Source organism: Micromonospora auratinigra (assembly GCF_900089595.1).
Lineage (GTDB): Bacteria > Actinomycetota > Actinomycetes > Mycobacteriales > Micromonosporaceae > Micromonospora > Micromonospora auratinigra.
Genome location: NZ_LT594323.1, coordinates 2,914,799 through 2,930,481, shown reverse-complemented (window position 1 = coordinate 2,930,481; position 15,683 = coordinate 2,914,799). Strand labels below are relative to the sequence as shown.

The 15,683-nt window shown below is 74.6% G+C and carries 17 protein-coding genes and 1 pseudogene; 12 read left to right on the top strand and 6 right to left on the bottom strand.

The features are described from left to right. Positions 1 to 49: 49 nt before the first annotated feature. The gene (locus tag GA0070611_RS12835) at positions 50 to 979 is read left to right on the top strand and encodes a serine protein kinase RIO (RefSeq protein ID WP_091663224.1); all 930 of its coding nucleotides are present in this window, start codon (positions 50 to 52) and stop codon (positions 977 to 979) included. Positions 980 to 1,043: 64 nt separating this feature from the next. Here the strand turns inward: GA0070611_RS12835 and GA0070611_RS12830 are convergent, their stop codons facing one another. Continuing rightward, entirely contained in the window at positions 1,044 to 1,292 is a 249-nt protein-coding gene (locus tag GA0070611_RS12830) for a DUF2630 family protein (RefSeq protein WP_091672844.1), read from the bottom strand. A gap of 133 nt (positions 1,293 to 1,425) precedes the next feature. Here GA0070611_RS12830 and GA0070611_RS12825 point away from each other — a divergent pair, with 133 nt between their 5' ends. The 8 genes and pseudogenes from GA0070611_RS12825 (at position 1,426) to GA0070611_RS12790 (ending at position 10,468) form a co-directional block, all read left to right on the top strand. Then, positions 1,426 to 2,349: a GNAT family N-acetyltransferase gene (locus tag GA0070611_RS12825; protein ID WP_091663219.1), complete on the top strand. Its 924-nt coding sequence runs from the start codon at positions 1,426 to 1,428 to the stop codon at positions 2,347 to 2,349. Positions 2,350 to 2,607: 258 nt separating this feature from the next. Continuing rightward, positions 2,608 to 3,978, top strand: a complete 1,371-nt coding sequence (locus tag GA0070611_RS12820; RefSeq protein ID WP_091663215.1) for a cytochrome P450 — start codon at positions 2,608 to 2,610, stop codon at positions 3,976 to 3,978. A gap of 127 nt (positions 3,979 to 4,105) precedes the next feature. Next, a pseudogene (locus GA0070611_RS32500) lies at positions 4,106 to 4,648 on the top strand (terpene synthase family protein); the annotation flags it as partial. Positions 4,649 to 4,835: 187 nt separating this feature from the next. Further along, complete coding sequence (locus GA0070611_RS12810; RefSeq protein ID WP_231921440.1) at positions 4,836 to 6,401, top strand: prenyltransferase/squalene oxidase repeat-containing protein; 1,566 nt, start codon at positions 4,836 to 4,838, stop codon at positions 6,399 to 6,401. A gap of 172 nt (positions 6,402 to 6,573) precedes the next feature. After that, positions 6,574 to 9,003, top strand: a complete 2,430-nt coding sequence (locus GA0070611_RS12805; protein ID WP_091663208.1) for a sensor histidine kinase — start codon at positions 6,574 to 6,576, stop codon at positions 9,001 to 9,003. Positions 9,004 to 9,067: 64 nt separating this feature from the next. Next, positions 9,068 to 9,493: a roadblock/LC7 domain-containing protein gene (locus GA0070611_RS12800; protein ID WP_091663204.1), complete on the top strand. Its 426-nt coding sequence runs from the start codon at positions 9,068 to 9,070 to the stop codon at positions 9,491 to 9,493. Continuing rightward, complete coding sequence (locus tag GA0070611_RS12795) at positions 9,490 to 9,879, top strand: DUF742 domain-containing protein (RefSeq protein WP_091663199.1); 390 nt, start codon at positions 9,490 to 9,492, stop codon at positions 9,877 to 9,879. The genes GA0070611_RS12800 and GA0070611_RS12795 overlap by 4 nt, the downstream gene beginning before the upstream one ends. After that, positions 9,860 to 10,468: a GTP-binding protein gene (locus GA0070611_RS12790; protein WP_091663196.1), complete on the top strand. Its 609-nt coding sequence runs from the start codon at positions 9,860 to 9,862 to the stop codon at positions 10,466 to 10,468. Before GA0070611_RS12795 ends, GA0070611_RS12790 begins: the two co-directional genes overlap by 20 nt. Before the next feature lie 6 nt (positions 10,469 to 10,474). On the opposite strand, the gene GA0070611_RS12785 is transcribed toward GA0070611_RS12790, so the two are convergent. Continuing rightward, the gene (locus tag GA0070611_RS12785; protein WP_091663192.1) at positions 10,475 to 11,323 is read right to left on the bottom strand and encodes a LysR family transcriptional regulator; all 849 of its coding nucleotides are present in this window, start codon (positions 11,321 to 11,323) and stop codon (positions 10,475 to 10,477) included. A gap of 95 nt (positions 11,324 to 11,418) precedes the next feature. On the opposite strand from GA0070611_RS12785, the gene GA0070611_RS12780 reads away from it, so the two are divergent. After that, a complete protein-coding gene (locus GA0070611_RS12780; RefSeq protein ID WP_091663187.1) occupies positions 11,419 to 12,150 on the top strand; it encodes an SDR family oxidoreductase in 732 nt (243 codons plus the stop codon). A gap of 99 nt (positions 12,151 to 12,249) precedes the next feature. Beyond that, the gene (locus GA0070611_RS12775) at positions 12,250 to 12,897 is read left to right on the top strand and encodes a hypothetical protein (RefSeq protein WP_091663183.1); all 648 of its coding nucleotides are present in this window, start codon (positions 12,250 to 12,252) and stop codon (positions 12,895 to 12,897) included. Between the two features lie 7 nt (positions 12,898 to 12,904). Here GA0070611_RS12775 and GA0070611_RS12770 read toward each other — a convergent pair whose 3' ends face one another. Continuing rightward, positions 12,905 to 13,258: a nuclear transport factor 2 family protein gene (locus GA0070611_RS12770; RefSeq protein ID WP_091663179.1), complete on the bottom strand. Its 354-nt coding sequence runs from the start codon at positions 13,256 to 13,258 to the stop codon at positions 12,905 to 12,907. 78 nt (positions 13,259 to 13,336) lie between these two features. After that, on the bottom strand, positions 13,337 to 14,170 hold the full coding sequence (locus tag GA0070611_RS31515) for a hypothetical protein (protein WP_197675916.1): 834 nt from the start codon (positions 14,168 to 14,170) through the stop codon (positions 13,337 to 13,339). A 65-nt stretch (positions 14,171 to 14,235) separates the two neighbouring features. Between GA0070611_RS31515 and GA0070611_RS12760 the strand changes: the two genes are divergently transcribed. Beyond that, complete coding sequence (locus GA0070611_RS12760; protein WP_091663175.1) at positions 14,236 to 14,655, top strand: DUF6086 family protein; 420 nt, start codon at positions 14,236 to 14,238, stop codon at positions 14,653 to 14,655. Positions 14,656 to 14,790: 135 nt separating this feature from the next. On the opposite strand, the gene GA0070611_RS12755 is transcribed toward GA0070611_RS12760, so the two are convergent. Further along, complete coding sequence (locus GA0070611_RS12755; protein ID WP_091663172.1) at positions 14,791 to 15,285, bottom strand: hypothetical protein; 495 nt, start codon at positions 15,283 to 15,285, stop codon at positions 14,791 to 14,793. A 32-nt stretch (positions 15,286 to 15,317) separates the two neighbouring features. Next, a complete protein-coding gene (locus tag GA0070611_RS12750; protein ID WP_091663167.1) occupies positions 15,318 to 15,671 on the bottom strand; it encodes a DoxX family protein in 354 nt (117 codons plus the stop codon). Between the last annotated feature and the right edge of the window lie 12 nt (positions 15,672 to 15,683).

Below are 15,683 nucleotides of genomic sequence, written 5' to 3'. Positions count from 1 at the left end.
GGTCGCTCCACCTGCCCTCACCAGCCTCGATCAAAGGATCAACCCACCTGTGCGTGACGAGGACTTCGCGGCGCCGCAGCGCCGTGGCCGCGGCAAGAGCCGCTTCGACGACGACGAGCCCCACTTCCTGAAGCGGGGCCGGCACCCCGAGCCGGTCCTGACCGAACCCGACGACGAGCCCGAGCCCGGGGACCCCTGGTCCTCCTGGGACCAGGCCGTACACGGGCCCGAGCCGCATCCCGACTGGCTGGTCACCGAACTGGCCGCCCGGGACACCGAGCTGGGGGTGCTGAAGACCGGCAAGGAGGCGGACGTCCACCTCGTCCGCCGGGGCGTACCGGGGACCGACCGGTCCTGCCTGCTGGCCGCCAAGCGGTACCGGGACGCCCAGCACCGGCTCTTCCACCGCGATGCCGGCTACCTCGAGGGACGCCGGGTACGCCGGTCCCGGGAGAACCGGGCGATGGCCGGGCGGACCGCGTTCGGCCGGCAGATGATCGCCGGGCAGTGGGCGGCGGCCGAGTTCGGCGCGCTGGCCCGGCTCTGGGAGATCGGTGCCGCCTCCGGGCGGATCGCCGTGCCCTATCCGGTGCAGCTGCTCGGCACCGAGCTGATGCTGGAGTTCGTCGGGGACGCCGCCGAGGGGCAGGCCGCCCCCCGGCTGGCCCAGCTGCGCCCCGACGACACCGAGCTGCGGGACCTGTGGGACCAGCTGGTCGACGCGCTGGTGGTGCTGGCCCGGGCCGGGTACGCCCACGGTGACCTGTCGCCGTACAACCTGCTGGTGCACGCCGGTCGGCTGGTCATGATCGACCTGCCGCAGGTGGTGGACGTGGTGGCGAACCCGCAGGGGCCGGAGTTCCTGGGCCGGGACGTCCGGGTGGTCGGCGCCTGGTTCACCGCGCGGGGGCTGCCCGCGACCCGCACCGACCCGGTCGAGCTGACCGAGCTGCTGTTGCGGGAGGCGGGGATCCGCTGACCGGTGGCGAGCAGGCGGCCCGGGTCCACGACGGACCCCGCCCGCCTGCCGCCGCCGGCGGGCGTCACTGGAGGTAGCGCTCGACCTCGGAGAGGGGGCGCTCACCCTGGGCGTCCGGGTCGCCGTGCGCCTGGCGGGCGGCCCGCCGGCGGCGCAGCAGGTCCCAGCACTGGTCCAGGGACTCCTCCAGCGCCCGCAGCCGCTCCTTGGCCTCGTCGTCGGTGCCGGCCTCGTGCGCCTGCGCGGCCGCGCGCAACCGGTGCTCCTCGTCGACCAGTTCGGTGATCCGGTTCAGGATGGTCGTGTCGTCCATGTCCGAAGCTTGGCACAGGGCGCGGGCACGCGCCCGGGTTCCGCCCCGCGCTGCCGGGGCGGCTTCGGCGCGGACCCGGCCCGACGGCGGGACGGGGTCGCCGGGGGAGCGCGTCGCGGGTACCTTGCCCGGCATGTCGATCGCCGTCCGGCCGTTCCGGGCCGCCGACGCCCCGGCGGTGGCCGAGGTGCTGTGCACCGCCGCCCCGCACCACCTGGTCACGGCGGAGCTGATCGGGTGGCAGGCGAGCGCCGCGCCGGCCGCCGAGCGGTACGCGCTGCTGCTCGCCGAGGACCCGGAGACCGGTGCGCTGCTCGGGGTCGCGCGGACCGGGTTGCTCTTCGAGAGCGCCGAGCCGGGGCTGGGCTTCCTCAACCTCGGCGTCCTCCCGCGGTACCGGGGTCGGGGCGCGGGCGGCGCACTGCTCGCCGCCGCCGAGGAGCGCCTCGCCGGGCTGGGGGTGGTCACCGCGTACGCCAAGGTGGCCGACGACCCGGTGGCGGTCGGCTTCGCCGAGCGGCGCGGCTACCGGCCGGGGCGACGGGCCCTGCACCTGCGGCTGGACCTGAGCACGGCGACGCTGCCGGCGCTGCCCGCCTCGCCCGGGGTGGATCTCGTCACGGCGGCCGACCTGACCGACCCGTACCCGTTGTACGAGGCGGACTGCGCGGCCGCCGCCGACGAGCCCGGCGACGTGGGGATGGACGAGCTCGCCTTCACCGACTGGCTGGCCACCTACTGGGAGCGTCCGGACCTGGACCGCCGGCTCACCACGCTGGCCGTGGTGGACGGGGTGGTGGCGGCGTTCAGCGTCGCCCTGACCGACGGCCGGGACGGCTACCAGTCGGGGATGACCGGCACCCGCCCGGAGCACCGTGGCGCCGGGCTGGGCCGGCTGGTCAAGCTCGCCGCCCTGCACGCGGCCCGGCGGGCCGGCTTCCGGTACGCGTTGACCACGAACGACGCCGGCAACGAGGCGATGCTCGCGATCAACCGGCGGCTGGGCTACCAGCAGGTCGGCGCGGAGCGGCGCTACCTGCGCGACCTGTCGGGCTGACCGCTACCGCCCGCGGTGCTGCTGCCGTCGCGGTCCGACCGTGCCCCGGCGGCCGGCCTGAGCGGTGCGACAGCCGTCCACCCCCGACACCGGCGACGCATCCTGCGACGATCACGCATTGCGTCGAGGTGGTTGCGCAGCCGACACTTAACGGCGCCCAGGGCGAGTGACGGATCAGCGGGGTCCGGCCGCCGGGCGGAGGAGGGTCCGTGGAGCAGCGGGATGTCTAGCGGCGCGACCGGCGCCCGGGCCAGGACGATGCCCGCCCGGCGGGCGCTCCCGGCCGTCGTCCGGGACACCCACCGGGCCCTCGTCGAGGCGGGCAACTGGTCCGGGGGCGAGGTCGTCCGGATCGGCCTGGGCGTCTCCCGGCCGTATCTCGTCACGGATCCCGCGCACGTGCAGGAGGTGCTCCAGGATCGGGCCGCCACCTATCCGCGCGGCGACGACACCGCCCTCTGGCGCTCGGTACGCAAGCTGGTCGGCGACGGCATCCTCGCCGAGGGGGAGGTGTGGGCCGCGAGCCGACGCACCCTGGCGCCGCTGTTCCGGCCGACCCGCGTCGAGGCCATGGTGGACGCCATGGCCGACTCGATCGGCACCGCCGTCGACGCGCTCGACGCGGTGGCGGACGCGGGCACCACCGTGGACATCGGCCACGAGCTCTCCCGGATCGTCTGTGCCTCGATCATGCGGCTGTTCTTCGCCGACCGCATCCCGGTCGACGACGCGCTGCGCATCATGGCGGCGCAGGAGACCGTCGTCACCGCGATGGCGCCCCGGCTGCTGGTGCCGTTCCTGCCCTGGTGGTTCCCGGTGCCCGGCGACCGCCGCTTCCACGCCGCCGTGCAGGCCATCGACGACATCCTGCTCCCGGTGCTGCGCGCGGCGCTGCGCGACCCCGGTGCCGGCGACGACGTGCTCTCCACGCTGGCCCGGGCGCGCACCGCCGACGGCCGGCCGCTGGGCGAGAAGCAGCTGCGCGACGACCTGGTCGCGATGGTGGGCGTGAGCACCGAGACCAGCTACGTCGCGCTCACCTGGCTCTGGCCGGTGCTGGCCGGGCAGCCCGAGGTGGCCGACCGGCTGTACGACGAGATCGACCGCGTGGTGGCCGGTGGGCCGGTCCGCGCCGAGCACCTGCCCGACCTCGTCTACACCAGGTCGGTCCTCGACGAGCTGCTGCGCCTGTACCCGGCGGGGTGGATCCTGCCGCGTCGCGCCGCCGCCGACGACGTGCTCGGTGGCGTCCGGATCCCCAAGGGCGCCACGGTCATCCTGTCCCCGTACGTCACCCACCGGATGCCCCGCTGGTGGGGGGAGACGGCGGAGTCGTTCGACCCCGACCGGTTCGCCCCGGGCCGGGCGGGCGCCGACGGCCGGCACCGCTACGCCTACTACCCGTTCGGCGCGGGGATGCACCGCTGCCTGGGCGAGCACCTGTTCACCCTGGAGGCCGTGCTGATCGTGGCCACCCTGCTGAGCCGGTTCCGCTTCACCCTCGCCGACCCGCGCGTCCCCGACCCACGGGTCGCCACGTCGCTGCGGCCGGCCCGCGCGGTGCGGCTGACCGTACGCCGGGTGTCGCCGTCCACCCGCCGGCCGGAGCCCGCCCGTGGCGTCCGCTGACCCGACCGGCGGATCCGCCGCCGAGCAGGGGCGGATCTGCGCGCTCGCCGCACGCGGGCACCGGGACCTGCAACGCTGCGTCGCGCGCTGGCCCGGCCTGTTCCCGGATCCGCCGATCGACGGGGCGATGCTGGGCGCGCTGGCGATGTCCACCGCGTTCATCGCGCCCTGGTGCACCGCCGGGCAGCTCCGTACCGCCAACCGGGCGTCCCTCTGGGTGACCGCCGAGGACTGGCAGGTCGACTCCGTCGCCACGGGTGTCGACGCGGTCTCGGCGATCGTGTCGGCCAGCCTGGAGGTGGCGGACGGGGGCGTCCCGGCCGCCGACGACGAGCTGGGGCAGTTCCTCGCCGAGATCCGCGCCGAGCTGTCCACCGTGGCGGCCTTCCCGTCGACCCGGGCGCTGTGGCGCGACGAGCTGCGCCGGATGCTCGCCGCCGAGCTGCGCGAGTGGCGGTGGCGCGAGACCGGGCCGCCCGGCTTCGCCGAGTACCTCGACAACGCCGACAACTACGGCGCCACCTGGGTCAACGTCTCGCACTGGATCGCCACCGGCGACGAGCGCACGATCGCGCACCTGCCCGAGCTGGTCGCCGCGAGCCGCGCGGCGCAGCAGGTGGTGCGCCTGGTCAACGACCTCGCCAGCGAGGAGCGGGACCGCGGCTCCGGAGACCTCAACGCCCTGCTGCTCGGCGTCGACCGGGACGAGATCACCCGGCAGGTCGCGCAGCGAACGGCCGACTGCCACACGCTGCTCGACACCCTGGCCGCCGACTGCCCCCGCGAGGCCGCGTACCTGACCCGGATGCTCGGCTTCACCAGCGGCTTCTACCACGGCACCGACTTCTGGGGCAGCGTTGAGCGCTGACGACGGCAGCCCCGCCGACGCGGCCGCCCACCTGATCGAGGCGATGCTGCGCGACCCGGTCGGGCAGGTCTCCCCGTCCCTCTACGAGACCGCGCGGCTGGTCTCCTCGTCCCCCTGGCTGCCCGGGCACGCCGAGCGGGTACGTCATCTGCTGGCCGGCCAGCGGGCCGACGGCGGGTGGGGTCCACCGGAGGGGTACGCGCTGGTGCCGACCGCGAGCGCCACCGAAGCCCTGCTCGCCGTCCTGCAGGCCGGCTCGCGGAGCCCGGTGCTGGTCCGGGCCGCCGACCGGGGCCTGTGCGCGCTGCGGCGCCGGCTGACCGCCGGGACGCCGATCCCGGACACTCCCGCCGTCGACCTGCTCGTGCCGGCGCTGATCGCCTCGATCAACGACCACCTGTCCCGGCCCGACCTCCCGGCCGGACTGCGGCACTGGCATGCCCGCCCCCGCCTCGGGCTGCCACCGGGGCTGGACGGCCGGCGGCTGGCGGCGGTCCGGCAGGCGGTGGCGGTCGGTGGCCCGGTGCCGGAGAAGATGCTGCACGCGCTGGAGATCGCCGGTCCGGTGGCCGGGCGTGCCGGTGTCGGCCGGCCGGCCGGCGTGGCCCTCGTCGGCGCCTCGCCGGCGGCGACCGCGGTGTGGCTGGGCCCGGGGCAGGACCACCCCGACACCCGTGCCCTGCTCGCGGCCGTCATCGGGCGGCACGGTGGCCCGGTGCCCTGCGCGGCGCCGATCACCGTCTTCGAACACGCCTGGGTGGTGGCCACCCTGGCCCGGGCCGGCCTGCCCGTACCCCGGTCGGCGGGGCTGGTGGACGGCCTCACCGCGCACCTCGGCCCCGCCGGTACGCCGGCCGGGCCGGGCCTCCCGCCGGACGCCGACACCTCGTCGGTCGCCCTGTACGCCCTCGCCCGGCTCGGCGTGCCCACCGACCCGGACTGCCTGTGGCGGTACGAGACCGTCGACGGCTTCTGCACCTGGCCCGGCGAGGACGGCTTCTCCGTCACCACCAACGCCCACGTCCTGGATGCGTTGGGCCAGCACGTCCGGGCCCGGGGCGGGGTGGCGTCGCGGCACCGGGCGGCGGCCCGGCGGATCGTCTCGGCGCTCGTCGACCGGCAGCGGGCGGACGGCAGTTGGCGGGACCGCTGGCACGCCTCCCCGTACTACGCGACCGTCTGCTGTGTCCTCGCCCTGACCGAGTCCGGCCCCACCGAGCCGGTGGCCAACGCGCTGGCGCGCGCCGTCGACTGGGTGCTGGCCACCCAACGCGCCGACGGCTCCTGGGGCCGCTGGGAGGGCACCGCGGAGGAGACCGCGTACGCGATGCAGATCCTCTCGGCCGCCGGTGACCGGCGGCCGGAGGTGGTCGCGGCGATCCGTCGGGGGGACGCCCGGCTGACCGTCACGGGCGACGCCGACGGGCCGGCCCTCTGGCACGACAAGGACCTCTACCGGCCGGCGTCGATCGTGGCGGCGGCGGTGCTCGCGGCCCGCCATCTGGCGGCCCGGCACGCCCCGGCGGAACCGTTGTCGCTGGCGGTCCCGGGGTGACGCGACCACGACGCAGGAGCCCCGCTGACAGCCTTGCGGGTACGGGTCGGGCGGCGTCGCGCGGCCTTGAGCCGACAGTTCGACAACTGCTAGCGTTCCCCGGTCCGCTTCACCACCGCTTGTCCCGGCACGGCCTGCCGGCAAGTACCGATGTCCGGCATGGGACGGTCTGATGAGGCCTCGCGGCACACATCTGCGCACCAAGGTCACTGTGCTTCTCGCCTCGCTCGTGGCCCTCTGGTCGTTCGCCGCCTGGGTGACCCTGCGGGAGGGAGTCAACCTGCTCGGGGTGCAGACGGTCGACGACCAGATCGTCTCGCCCAGCGAGCCGCTGCTGCTCGAGTTGCAGGTGGAACGACGCCTCGCGGTCGCGTACCTGGGTGAGCCCACACCGGCCCGGCGCGACGCGCTGGAGGCCGCCCGCCGCAGCGTCGACGAGGACGCGACCAGGTTCAAGCGGACCGCCCGGAGCTGGCGGGCCAGGACGGCCAGCGACGCCGACGCCGAGCGGCACGTCGACGCGACGGTCTCCGCACTGGACGGTCTGGGCGACATCCGGCGGTCCATCGACGACCGGACCCTGGACCGGGCCAGCACCGCCGGTTCGTACGCGGCGGTCGTCGACTCGCTCTTCCAGCTCTACGACACCGTCGGCAGCCTCGACGACCCGGAGATCCAGGCGGACACCCGCAACCTGATCGAGCTGTACCGGGTGCGGGAACTGATCTCGCAGGAGGACGCCCTGCTGGCCGGCGCGCTCGCCGCCGGTCGGATCACCCCCGACGAACAGATCCGCTTCACCCAGCTCGCGTCCGCGCAGCGGGTGATCGCGCAACGGATCCTGACCCAGTTGCGCCCCGCCGACCGGGCCCGGTTGGACCAGGTGCTGTCCGGCGACGCCGTCGCGGAGCTGCGCCGGCTGGAGGACCGGGTCATGTCGGCGGACCGGCGGGAGGCCCGGCTCGCGGTGACCGAGCCGGACTGGAACCGGGTCGCCGCGTCCGCCCTCACCGACCTGCAGAAGATGGTGCTGCAGAGCGGTGACGACGTGGTGGCCCGGGCGAAGCCGGTCGCCGCGCTGGTGATCGTCCGGCTGGTGCTGGCCGCCGGTCTGGGCCTGCTGGCGGTCATCGCCTCCATCGTCGTCTCCATCACCACCGCGCGTACCCTGCTCGCCCAGCTCCAACGGCTGCGTGACGCCGCCAACCGGCTCGCCACCGAACGGCTGCCCGGCGTGGTGGAACGCCTCGGCCACGGCGAGGAGGTCGACGTCGCCCGGGAGGCACCCCCGCTGCAGTTCGGCGACGACGAGATCGGCCAGGTCGGCCGGGCGTTCAACGCCGTGCAGGAGACCGCCGTCCGGACCGCCGTCGAGCAGGCCGAGCTGCGCCGCAGCGTCCGGGAGGTCTTCCTCAGCCTGGCCCGGCGTACCCAGGCGCTGGTGCACCGCCAGCTCACCCTGCTCGACGCGATGGAACGCCGGGAACACGACGCGGAGGAGCTGGAGGACCTGTTCCGCGTCGACCACCTGGCCACCCGGATGCGCCGCAACGCGGAGAACCTGATCGTCCTCTCCGGCTCCACGCCGGGCCGCTCCTGGCGGCGCAACGTGCCGATGGTGGACGTGGTCCGGGGCGCGGTGGCCGAGGTCGAGGACTACACCCGGGTCAACGTGCTGCCGCTGGGCCCGGTGTCGCTGGCCGGCCGGGCCGTCGGTGACGTCATCCACCTGCTGGCCGAGCTGATCGAGAACGGGCTCTCGTTCTCGCCGCCGCACACCACCGTCGAGGTGCGCGGCCAGCTGGTCGCGAACGGCTTCGCCATCGAGATCGAGGACCGGGGCCTCGGCATGACCGGGGAGGAGTTGGCCGCGGCCAACCACCGGATCGTGGACCGGTCCGAGCTGAACCTCGCCGACGCCGCCCGGCTCGGCCTGTACGTGGTCAGCCGGCTGACCGAGCGGCACGGCGTCAAGGTGCAGCTCAAGGAGTCCGCGTACGGCGGCACCACGGCGGTGGTGCTGATCCCGCCGGACCTGGTCACCGAGAATTCGACCGGTCGGTCCACCTCGGCGGGGACGGGCACCGGCGCCGCGCTGCCGGCCGCCCCGGTGGGGGCGTCGGCCGGAGCCGCGGTCGAGCCCGCCCGGGTCCCGGACACCGACGAGCAGCCCGGGGACGCCGTCGAGGCGTCCCCGGCCCCGGCGGCGGAGCACCCGCGGGTCACCCCGTCCGGCCTGCCGGCGCGTACCCGCAAGCGGCCGGCCACCGCCGAGCCGGCCGAGTCGGCTCCGGCCGGGCCGGCCGAGGCGCCGGCCACCGCCGAGGCGGACCCGGCGGCCGGCGACGCGGCGACGCGGACCGACTCCGGACTGCCGGTCCGGGTCCGTCAGGCGAGCCTGGTGCCGGAGCTGCGCCCCGAGGCGTCCACTCCGGACGCTCCGGCGGCGGAGGACACGGTACGCGCACCGGAGCAGGTACGACGGATGATGAGCTCCTACCAGAGCGGCACCCGCCGGGGTCGCACGGACGCGGCGCGCCTGCTCGGGGGCGCGCACGGTACCGGCGGGGAGTCCGGTGCCGGGGACGGGCAGGAGACCTGACGGGAGCCGCGGGGGCGGATTCCGGACGAACACGGCGACAACCCGCCGGGGAAAGGGACGACGAGTGGTGCAGAAGACGGCTTCGAGCGGTGACCTGACGTGGTTGCTGGACGACCTGGTCGGCCGGGTCAAGCAGGCGGAACACGCCGTGGCGCTCACCACCGACGGCCTGCTGATGGCCGCGTCACGCGGGTTGAGCCGGGACGACGGCGAGCACCTGGCGGCGATGGCGGCCGGCATCCAGAGCCTGGCCCGGGGCGCGGGCAAGCGCTTCGGCGGCGGCCAGGTGCAGCAGACCATCATCGAGATGCAGTCGTCCTTCCTCTTCGTCACCGCGGCCGGGCGCAACGCCTGCCTGGCGGTGCTTGCCGCCGAGGACGCGGACGTCGGACTGATCGCCTACGAGATGGCGATGCTGGTCACCCGGGTCGGACGATTCGTCGCCACGCCCTCCCGCGAACAGTCCCTCGGCGAGATCCCGACGCGATGACCGGCCAGGGGGTGCCCGTGGACGACGAGTGGGTGGACGACCACGCGGGCCCGGTGGTGCGCCCGTACGCGGTGACCGGTGGCCGGGCCCGCCCGGTGACCGGCACGTTCGACCTGATCTCCCTGGTCACCTCGACCCGGCCGGAGGTGGGGTCGGAGTCCGGGCTCGGCCCGGAGCACGTGGCGATCGTCGGTCTCTGCCAGCGGATCCAGTCCGTGGCCGAGATCGCCGCGCACCTCGACCTGCCGGTGGGGACCGTCCGGGTCCTCCTCGGCGACCTGGTGGCCCGCAGCCTGGTGCAGGTCCGTGAGCCGCGCGCGACCCCCGCCGGCATTCCCGACGACAGCGTTTTCGAGGCGGTAATCAATGGACTACGGGCGCTCTGAGCGGCCGGCGGGGGCGGCTCCGCTGCCCACGGCGATCAAGATCCTGATCGCCGGCGGGTTCGGCGTGGGCAAGACCACGCTGGTCGGCGCGGTCAGCGAGAGCCGGCCGCTGCGCACCGAGGAGGTGTTGACCGAGACCGGGATCGGGGTCGACGACCTCTCCGGGATCGAGGACAAGACCACCACCACGGTGGCGATGGACTTCGGCCGGATCACCCTCAGCGACGACCTGGTGCTCTACCTGTTCGGCACCCCCGGGCAGGACCGGTTCTGGTTCGTCTGGGACGAACTGGCGCTCGGTGCCATCGGCGCGGTGGTGCTCGCCGACACCCGCCGGCTCGCCGACTGCTTCCCGTCGATCGACTACTTCGAGGGGCGGGGCACCCCGTTCGTGGTGGCGGTCAACTGCTTCGAGGGGGCCAAGCACTACCGGCTGGACGAGGTCCAGGCGGCGCTCGACCTCGACCCGGACGTGCCGGTGGTGCTCTGCGACGCGCGGCAGCGGGACTCGGCCAAGGAGGTGCTGGTCACCCTCCTCGAACACGCGATGAAGGTACGCGAGCAGCGCCGCCGCGCCACCACCGACTGAGCCGGGTCAGCGGCGGGTGGCGGCGCGGACCAGGCCGGCGACGGCCCGGGACCGGCTCTGCGGCGGCCAGGCGATCACCGTGGTCACCGTGGGGGCGTCCGGCACCGGCACGGTGGTGAGGTCGGGGCGCAGCTGGACCCGGCAGGACATCGGCAGCACCGCCGCCGCGCGGCCCAGCGCGATCAGCTGGTAGAGCTGCGCGTGGTCCCGGACCTCCGGGCCGGGGCCGTCGGGGTAGCTGCCGTCGGGGCGGGGCCAGCGCGGCAGCGGCAGGCCGGGCAGCGCGCGGGCCTCGGCGAGCGACAGTTCGGCCCGGCCGGCGAGCGGGTGCCCGGCCGGCAGGACCACGACCTGTGCCTCGGTGCAGAGTTCCTCGGTGTCGAGCCCGGCCAGCGAGTCGTACGGCCGGTGCAGCAGCGCCACGTCGGCCCGGCCGTCGCGCAGCAGCTGCCCCTGCTCGCCGATCCCGCAGAGCAGCACCTCCACGTCGACCGCATCCGGTTCGGCGGCGTACGCGTCGAGCAGTCTCGGCAGCAGCTCGCCACCGGCGCCGGCCTTCACCACCAGCACCAGGCCCGGCTCGCCGGTGCCGGCCCGGGCAGCCCGACGGGTACGCCGGCCGGCGGCGTCGACCGCGTCGAGGGCCGCCCGCCCCTCGCGCAGCAGCACCGACCCGGCCGGGGTCAGCGTCACGGCGCGCGGGCTGCGGTCGAGCAGGGTGACACCGAGGCGCCGTTCGAGCTGGCGGATCGCCCGGGACAGCGGCGGCTGGGCCATCCCCAGCCGGTTCGCGGCCCGCCCGAAGTGCAGCTCCTCGGCGACCGCGACGAAGTAGCGCAGCTCCCGGGTCTCCATCCCGCCACCGTACCCGCGCGGCGATACCCTGCGGGTATCGCTGCCCACCCAGACGGTGTTGGCCGCCCCCGCCGGGCCCGGACAGGATCGACCACATGAACGAAGCGAAGATCGCGCTGGTCACCGGCGCGAACAAGGGAATCGGGTACGAGATCGCGGCGGGCCTGGGCGCGCTCGGCTGGACCGTGGGCGTCGGCGCGCGCGACGAGCAGCGCCGGGAGACCGCCGTGGCGAAGCTGCGGGCGGCCGGCGTGGACGCGTTCGGCGTACCGCTGGACGTCACCGACGACGCGAGCGTGACCGCCGCCGCGACGCTGGTGAGCGAGCGCGCCGGCCGCCTCGACGCCCTGGTCAACAACGCCGGCGTGACCGGCGGCATGCCGCAGCAGCCCACCACCGTCGACCTCGCCGCCGTGCGGACGGCCGTGGAGACCAACGTGATCGGCGTGCTGCGGGTCACCAACGCGATGCTGCCGCTGCTGCGCCGCTCGGCGTCGCCCCGGATCGTGAACATGTCCAGCGGCGTCGGCTCGCTGACCCGGCAGGCCGGCTCCCTCGACGAGCGCGACACCGGCCCGCTCTCCGCCGCCTACTCGCCGTCGAAGACGATGCTCAACGCCGTCACCGTCCAGTACGCCAAGGAGTTGCGCGACACCGGCATCCTGATCAACCTGGCCTGCCCGGGCTTCGTCGCGACCGACCTGAACAAATTCCGGGGTACGCGTACCCCGGAGCAGGGCGCGGCGATCGCGGTCCGGCTCGCCACCCTGCCCGACGGCGGCCCGACCGGCGGCTACTTCGAGGACGCCGGCGAGATCCCCTGGTGAGGTCCGGCCGGCCGCCGAGGGGCACCGGGCCGTCGCGTCGGCTTCTACACTCGGGCACCGGAGATCGAACGGATTACCGGTCCGGGGTCGGGGGACGCGATGAACGGCGACGAGCGGATCGAACAGGCGAGGCTCCTCTACGAGCAGGCGGTCTTCGGCGGTGACCGCAGCGCTCCGGAGGCCGCCGACCGGGCCCTGGACGCGGTCGAGGCGGACCTTGCCCTGGCGCGCGGTCGGCTGCTGCACGCACGGTTCCTCGACGAGCGTGTCGAGGATCCGCGTGAACTGGCCCTGTTCGAGTCGGCGGCGCGGCTCTACCAGCGGCTCGGCGATCCCCGCGGCGAAGCCGAGGCGCTGTTCTGGGTCGGCACCTTCCACCAGGTGATCCGTGAGGACAACGATGCCGCGCTCCCGGCGCTGCAACGGTCGTACGAGTTGGCGACCCGGGCCGGTGACCGGCTGACGATGTCGTACGCGGTCCGTCACCTGGGCTTCGCGGACCTGGCGGCCGGGTCGGTCGAGGCCGGACGGGAGCGGCTGGAGGAGTCCGTACGGCTTCGCCGGGAGATCGGGTTCCGGCCCGGTGTCGCCGCCGGCCTGGTGTCCCTGGCCTACCTGCACGCCGAGCAGGGCCGGGACGAGGAGGCGACGGCGCTGCTTGCGGAGGCAGGCGAGATCGCGGCGGCCTGTGGGGCCCACGGGGTGCTGCGGTGGGTGGCGGAGGCGCAGGCCCGGCGTCAGGGGTGACCGGTCGTCAGTCCCGGATCTCCATCTCCGCTACGAGGTCACCGGCGAAGCGGTACCGGTGCGTCACGGTGTGGTCGACGAGGATGGTTCCGTTCCGGTCCCGGACCACCTGGTGCACGGTGACGGCCACCCGACCGTCCGCCTCGACGTCGAACGCGGTGGGTTCCACCGTCGGATCGAGCTGCTCCCACTGCCGTCGCCAGTACGCGGCCACCTCGTCGTGGCCGGTGACGGTGCCGCCCTCCCAGCCGTTCGGCCAGCGCACGTCCGGCGTGAGCGCGGCGAGCACGGTGGCCACGTCGCGTCGGTTGAACGCCGTGTAGAGCGCCGTCAGCCGGCGCTGCCGGTCAGCCAGGGTCATACGGGCAGTGTCGAGGATGGACGTGCTGCGGCGGTCGGCGTTCTGCACTCGGCAGAACGCCGACCAGCAGGAACGCGACTACGGCAGAAGGTGCCGCAGGACCGGGTCGACCACCGCGACCACGTCCGAGTCGTCGTCCTGATGGACCGCCCAGTTCAGCACCCCCAGCGTCCCGGCCGGCTCGGCGCGGGCGGCGGCGGCGAGGACCGCCGGGCGCGGCAGATCGTCCAGCAGCCGCCGGACCAGGACGCCCTCGCCCCACATCGCCTCGGTCGGGAACGGCAGCCGGCCGAGCCAGTTCAGCAGCAGGCCGGCCCGTTGCACCGGATCCGCCACCGCCCCGGCCAGTCGCTGCGCCAGGGCCGCCGCGCGCTCCGGCGACAACTGGCCGGCCTGCTCACCGCCGACCTTCAGCAGCTCCGCCCGCAGCACCTCCGGCACCTGCCGCTCGATGAGCACCGCCGGCTTCCCGGGCGGGCGGAACTGCGGGTGGGTGTTGCGCTCGTACCGGCCGAGCGCCGTGACCAGCGGGCCGAGGAGAGCGATCAGCATGTCGCGTACCCCGCACTCGGCGAGGAACAGGGTCAGGGCGGTCGGCTCGGCCACGTCCAGATCGTCGCGGAAGCGCGAGCGCTCCCACGACACGCTGCCGTGCCCGTGCACCGTCGCGCTGCCCCGCAGCACGTCGTCGGCGTCGTACAACGCCAGGGTGAGCCGGCCCGGGCAGCGGCAGATGTCCCCGGTGAAGTCACCGGTGGTGGTCAGCTCCCGGAGCCGGGCCAGCCGGTCGCGGTCGGTGATCTCGGCCAGCACCGCGCGGTCGGCGACCGGCCCGCCCAGCAGGCCACCGTCGAGGATCCGCACCTGCCGCGTCCCGGTCCAGACCTTGGGCAGCCAGTCGGCGAGCGTCACCGCGCCAGCCTAGACGCGCCTCGGCGGGACTGCGCCGATGGTCCCGCATCCCGCATGATCACACGATGAGTCAGTACTTCCAGGTGGGCAAGGTCGACCTGTGGAACCCGTCCAACCGGGTCGCCGAGCTGTTCGTCCGTACCAGCGAGGCGGTCGCGCCGCTGGTCGGCGTGCCGACGGGCATCGGCCCGATGCGCGCCGACGACTACGAGATCGACCTCGACGTCTTCGTCGGCTTCGTCGACGCGCTGGTCAGCCAGTACCGCCGGTCGAGCCACCCGATTCTCCGCTCCCTGCTGGAGGGCTTCCTCGCCACCGCGCTCGTCCTGGTCGACCGGGCCGACCGCGATCTGCCGGCGCTGCGGGCCGACGCCCCGCTGGACCCGAGGGACGTCTCCGTCGGCGCGGACGGGATCAGCCCTCTCGGCGACGCCGAGCGCCTGAAGCAGCTCGCCGTCGCGCAGGCCCGGGCCATGCCCCGCTGAGTGGGGCACGGGCTCGGCCGTCCATCGGGGAGCTGCGCCTTCCTGGAGTGGCCGGGCTGGGCGGGGTACGGGCCGAGGACCTGGCCGCCGGCGTTTCAACCACACCATGTTCAGCTGGCAGTGCTGCTGAACGGCTCAGGCGAAGGACCGCTCGGTGAGGCTCGACCCGCCCCGCTCGCCGGGGGTGAGGACCTGCCGGCGTACGTGCCGGGGCGGCAGCCGCAGGTACTGGGTGTAACCGGCGGCCCGGAGCCGGAGATCGAAGTTCTGCCCCTCGATGTGCCACCACGGCTCCGGACCGCCGTCGGTCGGGTCGAGTCGGTGGATGTCGGCGATCTCCATGGCCTCGTGGAGCGGGCCCAGCCGACCGTCGATCTGCCACGCCCGCTCGAACACGAGCGTCGCGGGCGCGATCCAGAAGGTGAAGTGGGCCTCCCCGTCGGCGGGCGGCATCCAGCGCACGATGTAGTCGAGGTCCAGCAGCAGCCGGGCCGGCGGAAGGGTGTCGTCCTCGTACTCACCGACGCTGACGGCGTGGATCCGGCAGTCGTGCCAGCCCATCTCCGGAAAGTCGGCGTCCGTCCAGGTCGCCTTGGCCAGGCCGGACGGCTCGTGCGGCAAGCTGATCACCGGGTCAGTATCCCGTGACCCCGGTCGGCGGTTCAGCCGCCGTCGTGGGCCAGGTGCAGGGCCAGCGCGGCCACCGAGGAGACGAAGAAGACCGCCCAACCGACCAGGTTGCGGGAACCCACCCGCAGGTGCGCGATCAGTGCCCCGACGAAGTAGAGCACCAGGCCACCGGCGGCCAGCGTGCCCAGCAGCGGGACGGCGAACCCGGCCAGCAGCCCCAGCGACCCGGCGGCCAGCAGGGTGCCCAGCACCGGCATCCACCACCGGGGCAGCCGCTTCATGTCCACCTGGGCCTTCGGGTAGTCGTGCCCGATCAGGTAGGTGGTCGCGGCGACCCCGGTGAGGACCGAGGTGAGGACGGTGACGATGACGTAGGCGGCGAACACTGCGCTCCTTCG

Bases quoted from the DNA above. Each gene is read 5' to 3' on its own strand.
- GA0070611_RS12830 (WP_091672844.1), bottom strand. From the start codon at position 1,292: ATGGACGACACGACCATCCTGAACCGGATCACCGAACTGGTCGACGAG.
- GA0070611_RS12805 (WP_091663208.1), top strand. From the start codon at position 6,574: ATGAGGCCTCGCGGCACACATCTGCGCACCAAGGTCACTGTGCTTCTC.
- GA0070611_RS12795 (WP_091663199.1), top strand. From the start codon at position 9,490: ATGACCGGCCAGGGGGTGCCCGTGGACGACGAGTGGGTGGACGACCAC.
- GA0070611_RS12785 (WP_091663192.1), bottom strand. From the start codon at position 11,323: ATGGAGACCCGGGAGCTGCGCTACTTCGTCGCGGTCGCCGAGGAGCTG.
- GA0070611_RS12760 (WP_091663175.1), top strand. From the start codon at position 14,236: ATGAGTCAGTACTTCCAGGTGGGCAAGGTCGACCTGTGGAACCCGTCC.
- GA0070611_RS12775 (WP_091663183.1), top strand. From the start codon at position 12,250: ATGAACGGCGACGAGCGGATCGAACAGGCGAGGCTCCTCTACGAGCAG.
- GA0070611_RS12790 (WP_091663196.1), top strand. From the start codon at position 9,860: ATGGACTACGGGCGCTCTGAGCGGCCGGCGGGGGCGGCTCCGCTGCCC.
- GA0070611_RS12825 (WP_091663219.1), top strand. From the start codon at position 1,426: ATGTCGATCGCCGTCCGGCCGTTCCGGGCCGCCGACGCCCCGGCGGTG.
- GA0070611_RS12820 (WP_091663215.1), top strand. From the start codon at position 2,608: ATGCCCGCCCGGCGGGCGCTCCCGGCCGTCGTCCGGGACACCCACCGG.
- GA0070611_RS12770 (WP_091663179.1), bottom strand. From the start codon at position 13,258: ATGACCCTGGCTGACCGGCAGCGCCGGCTGACGGCGCTCTACACGGCG.
- GA0070611_RS12780 (WP_091663187.1), top strand. From the start codon at position 11,419: ATGAACGAAGCGAAGATCGCGCTGGTCACCGGCGCGAACAAGGGAATC.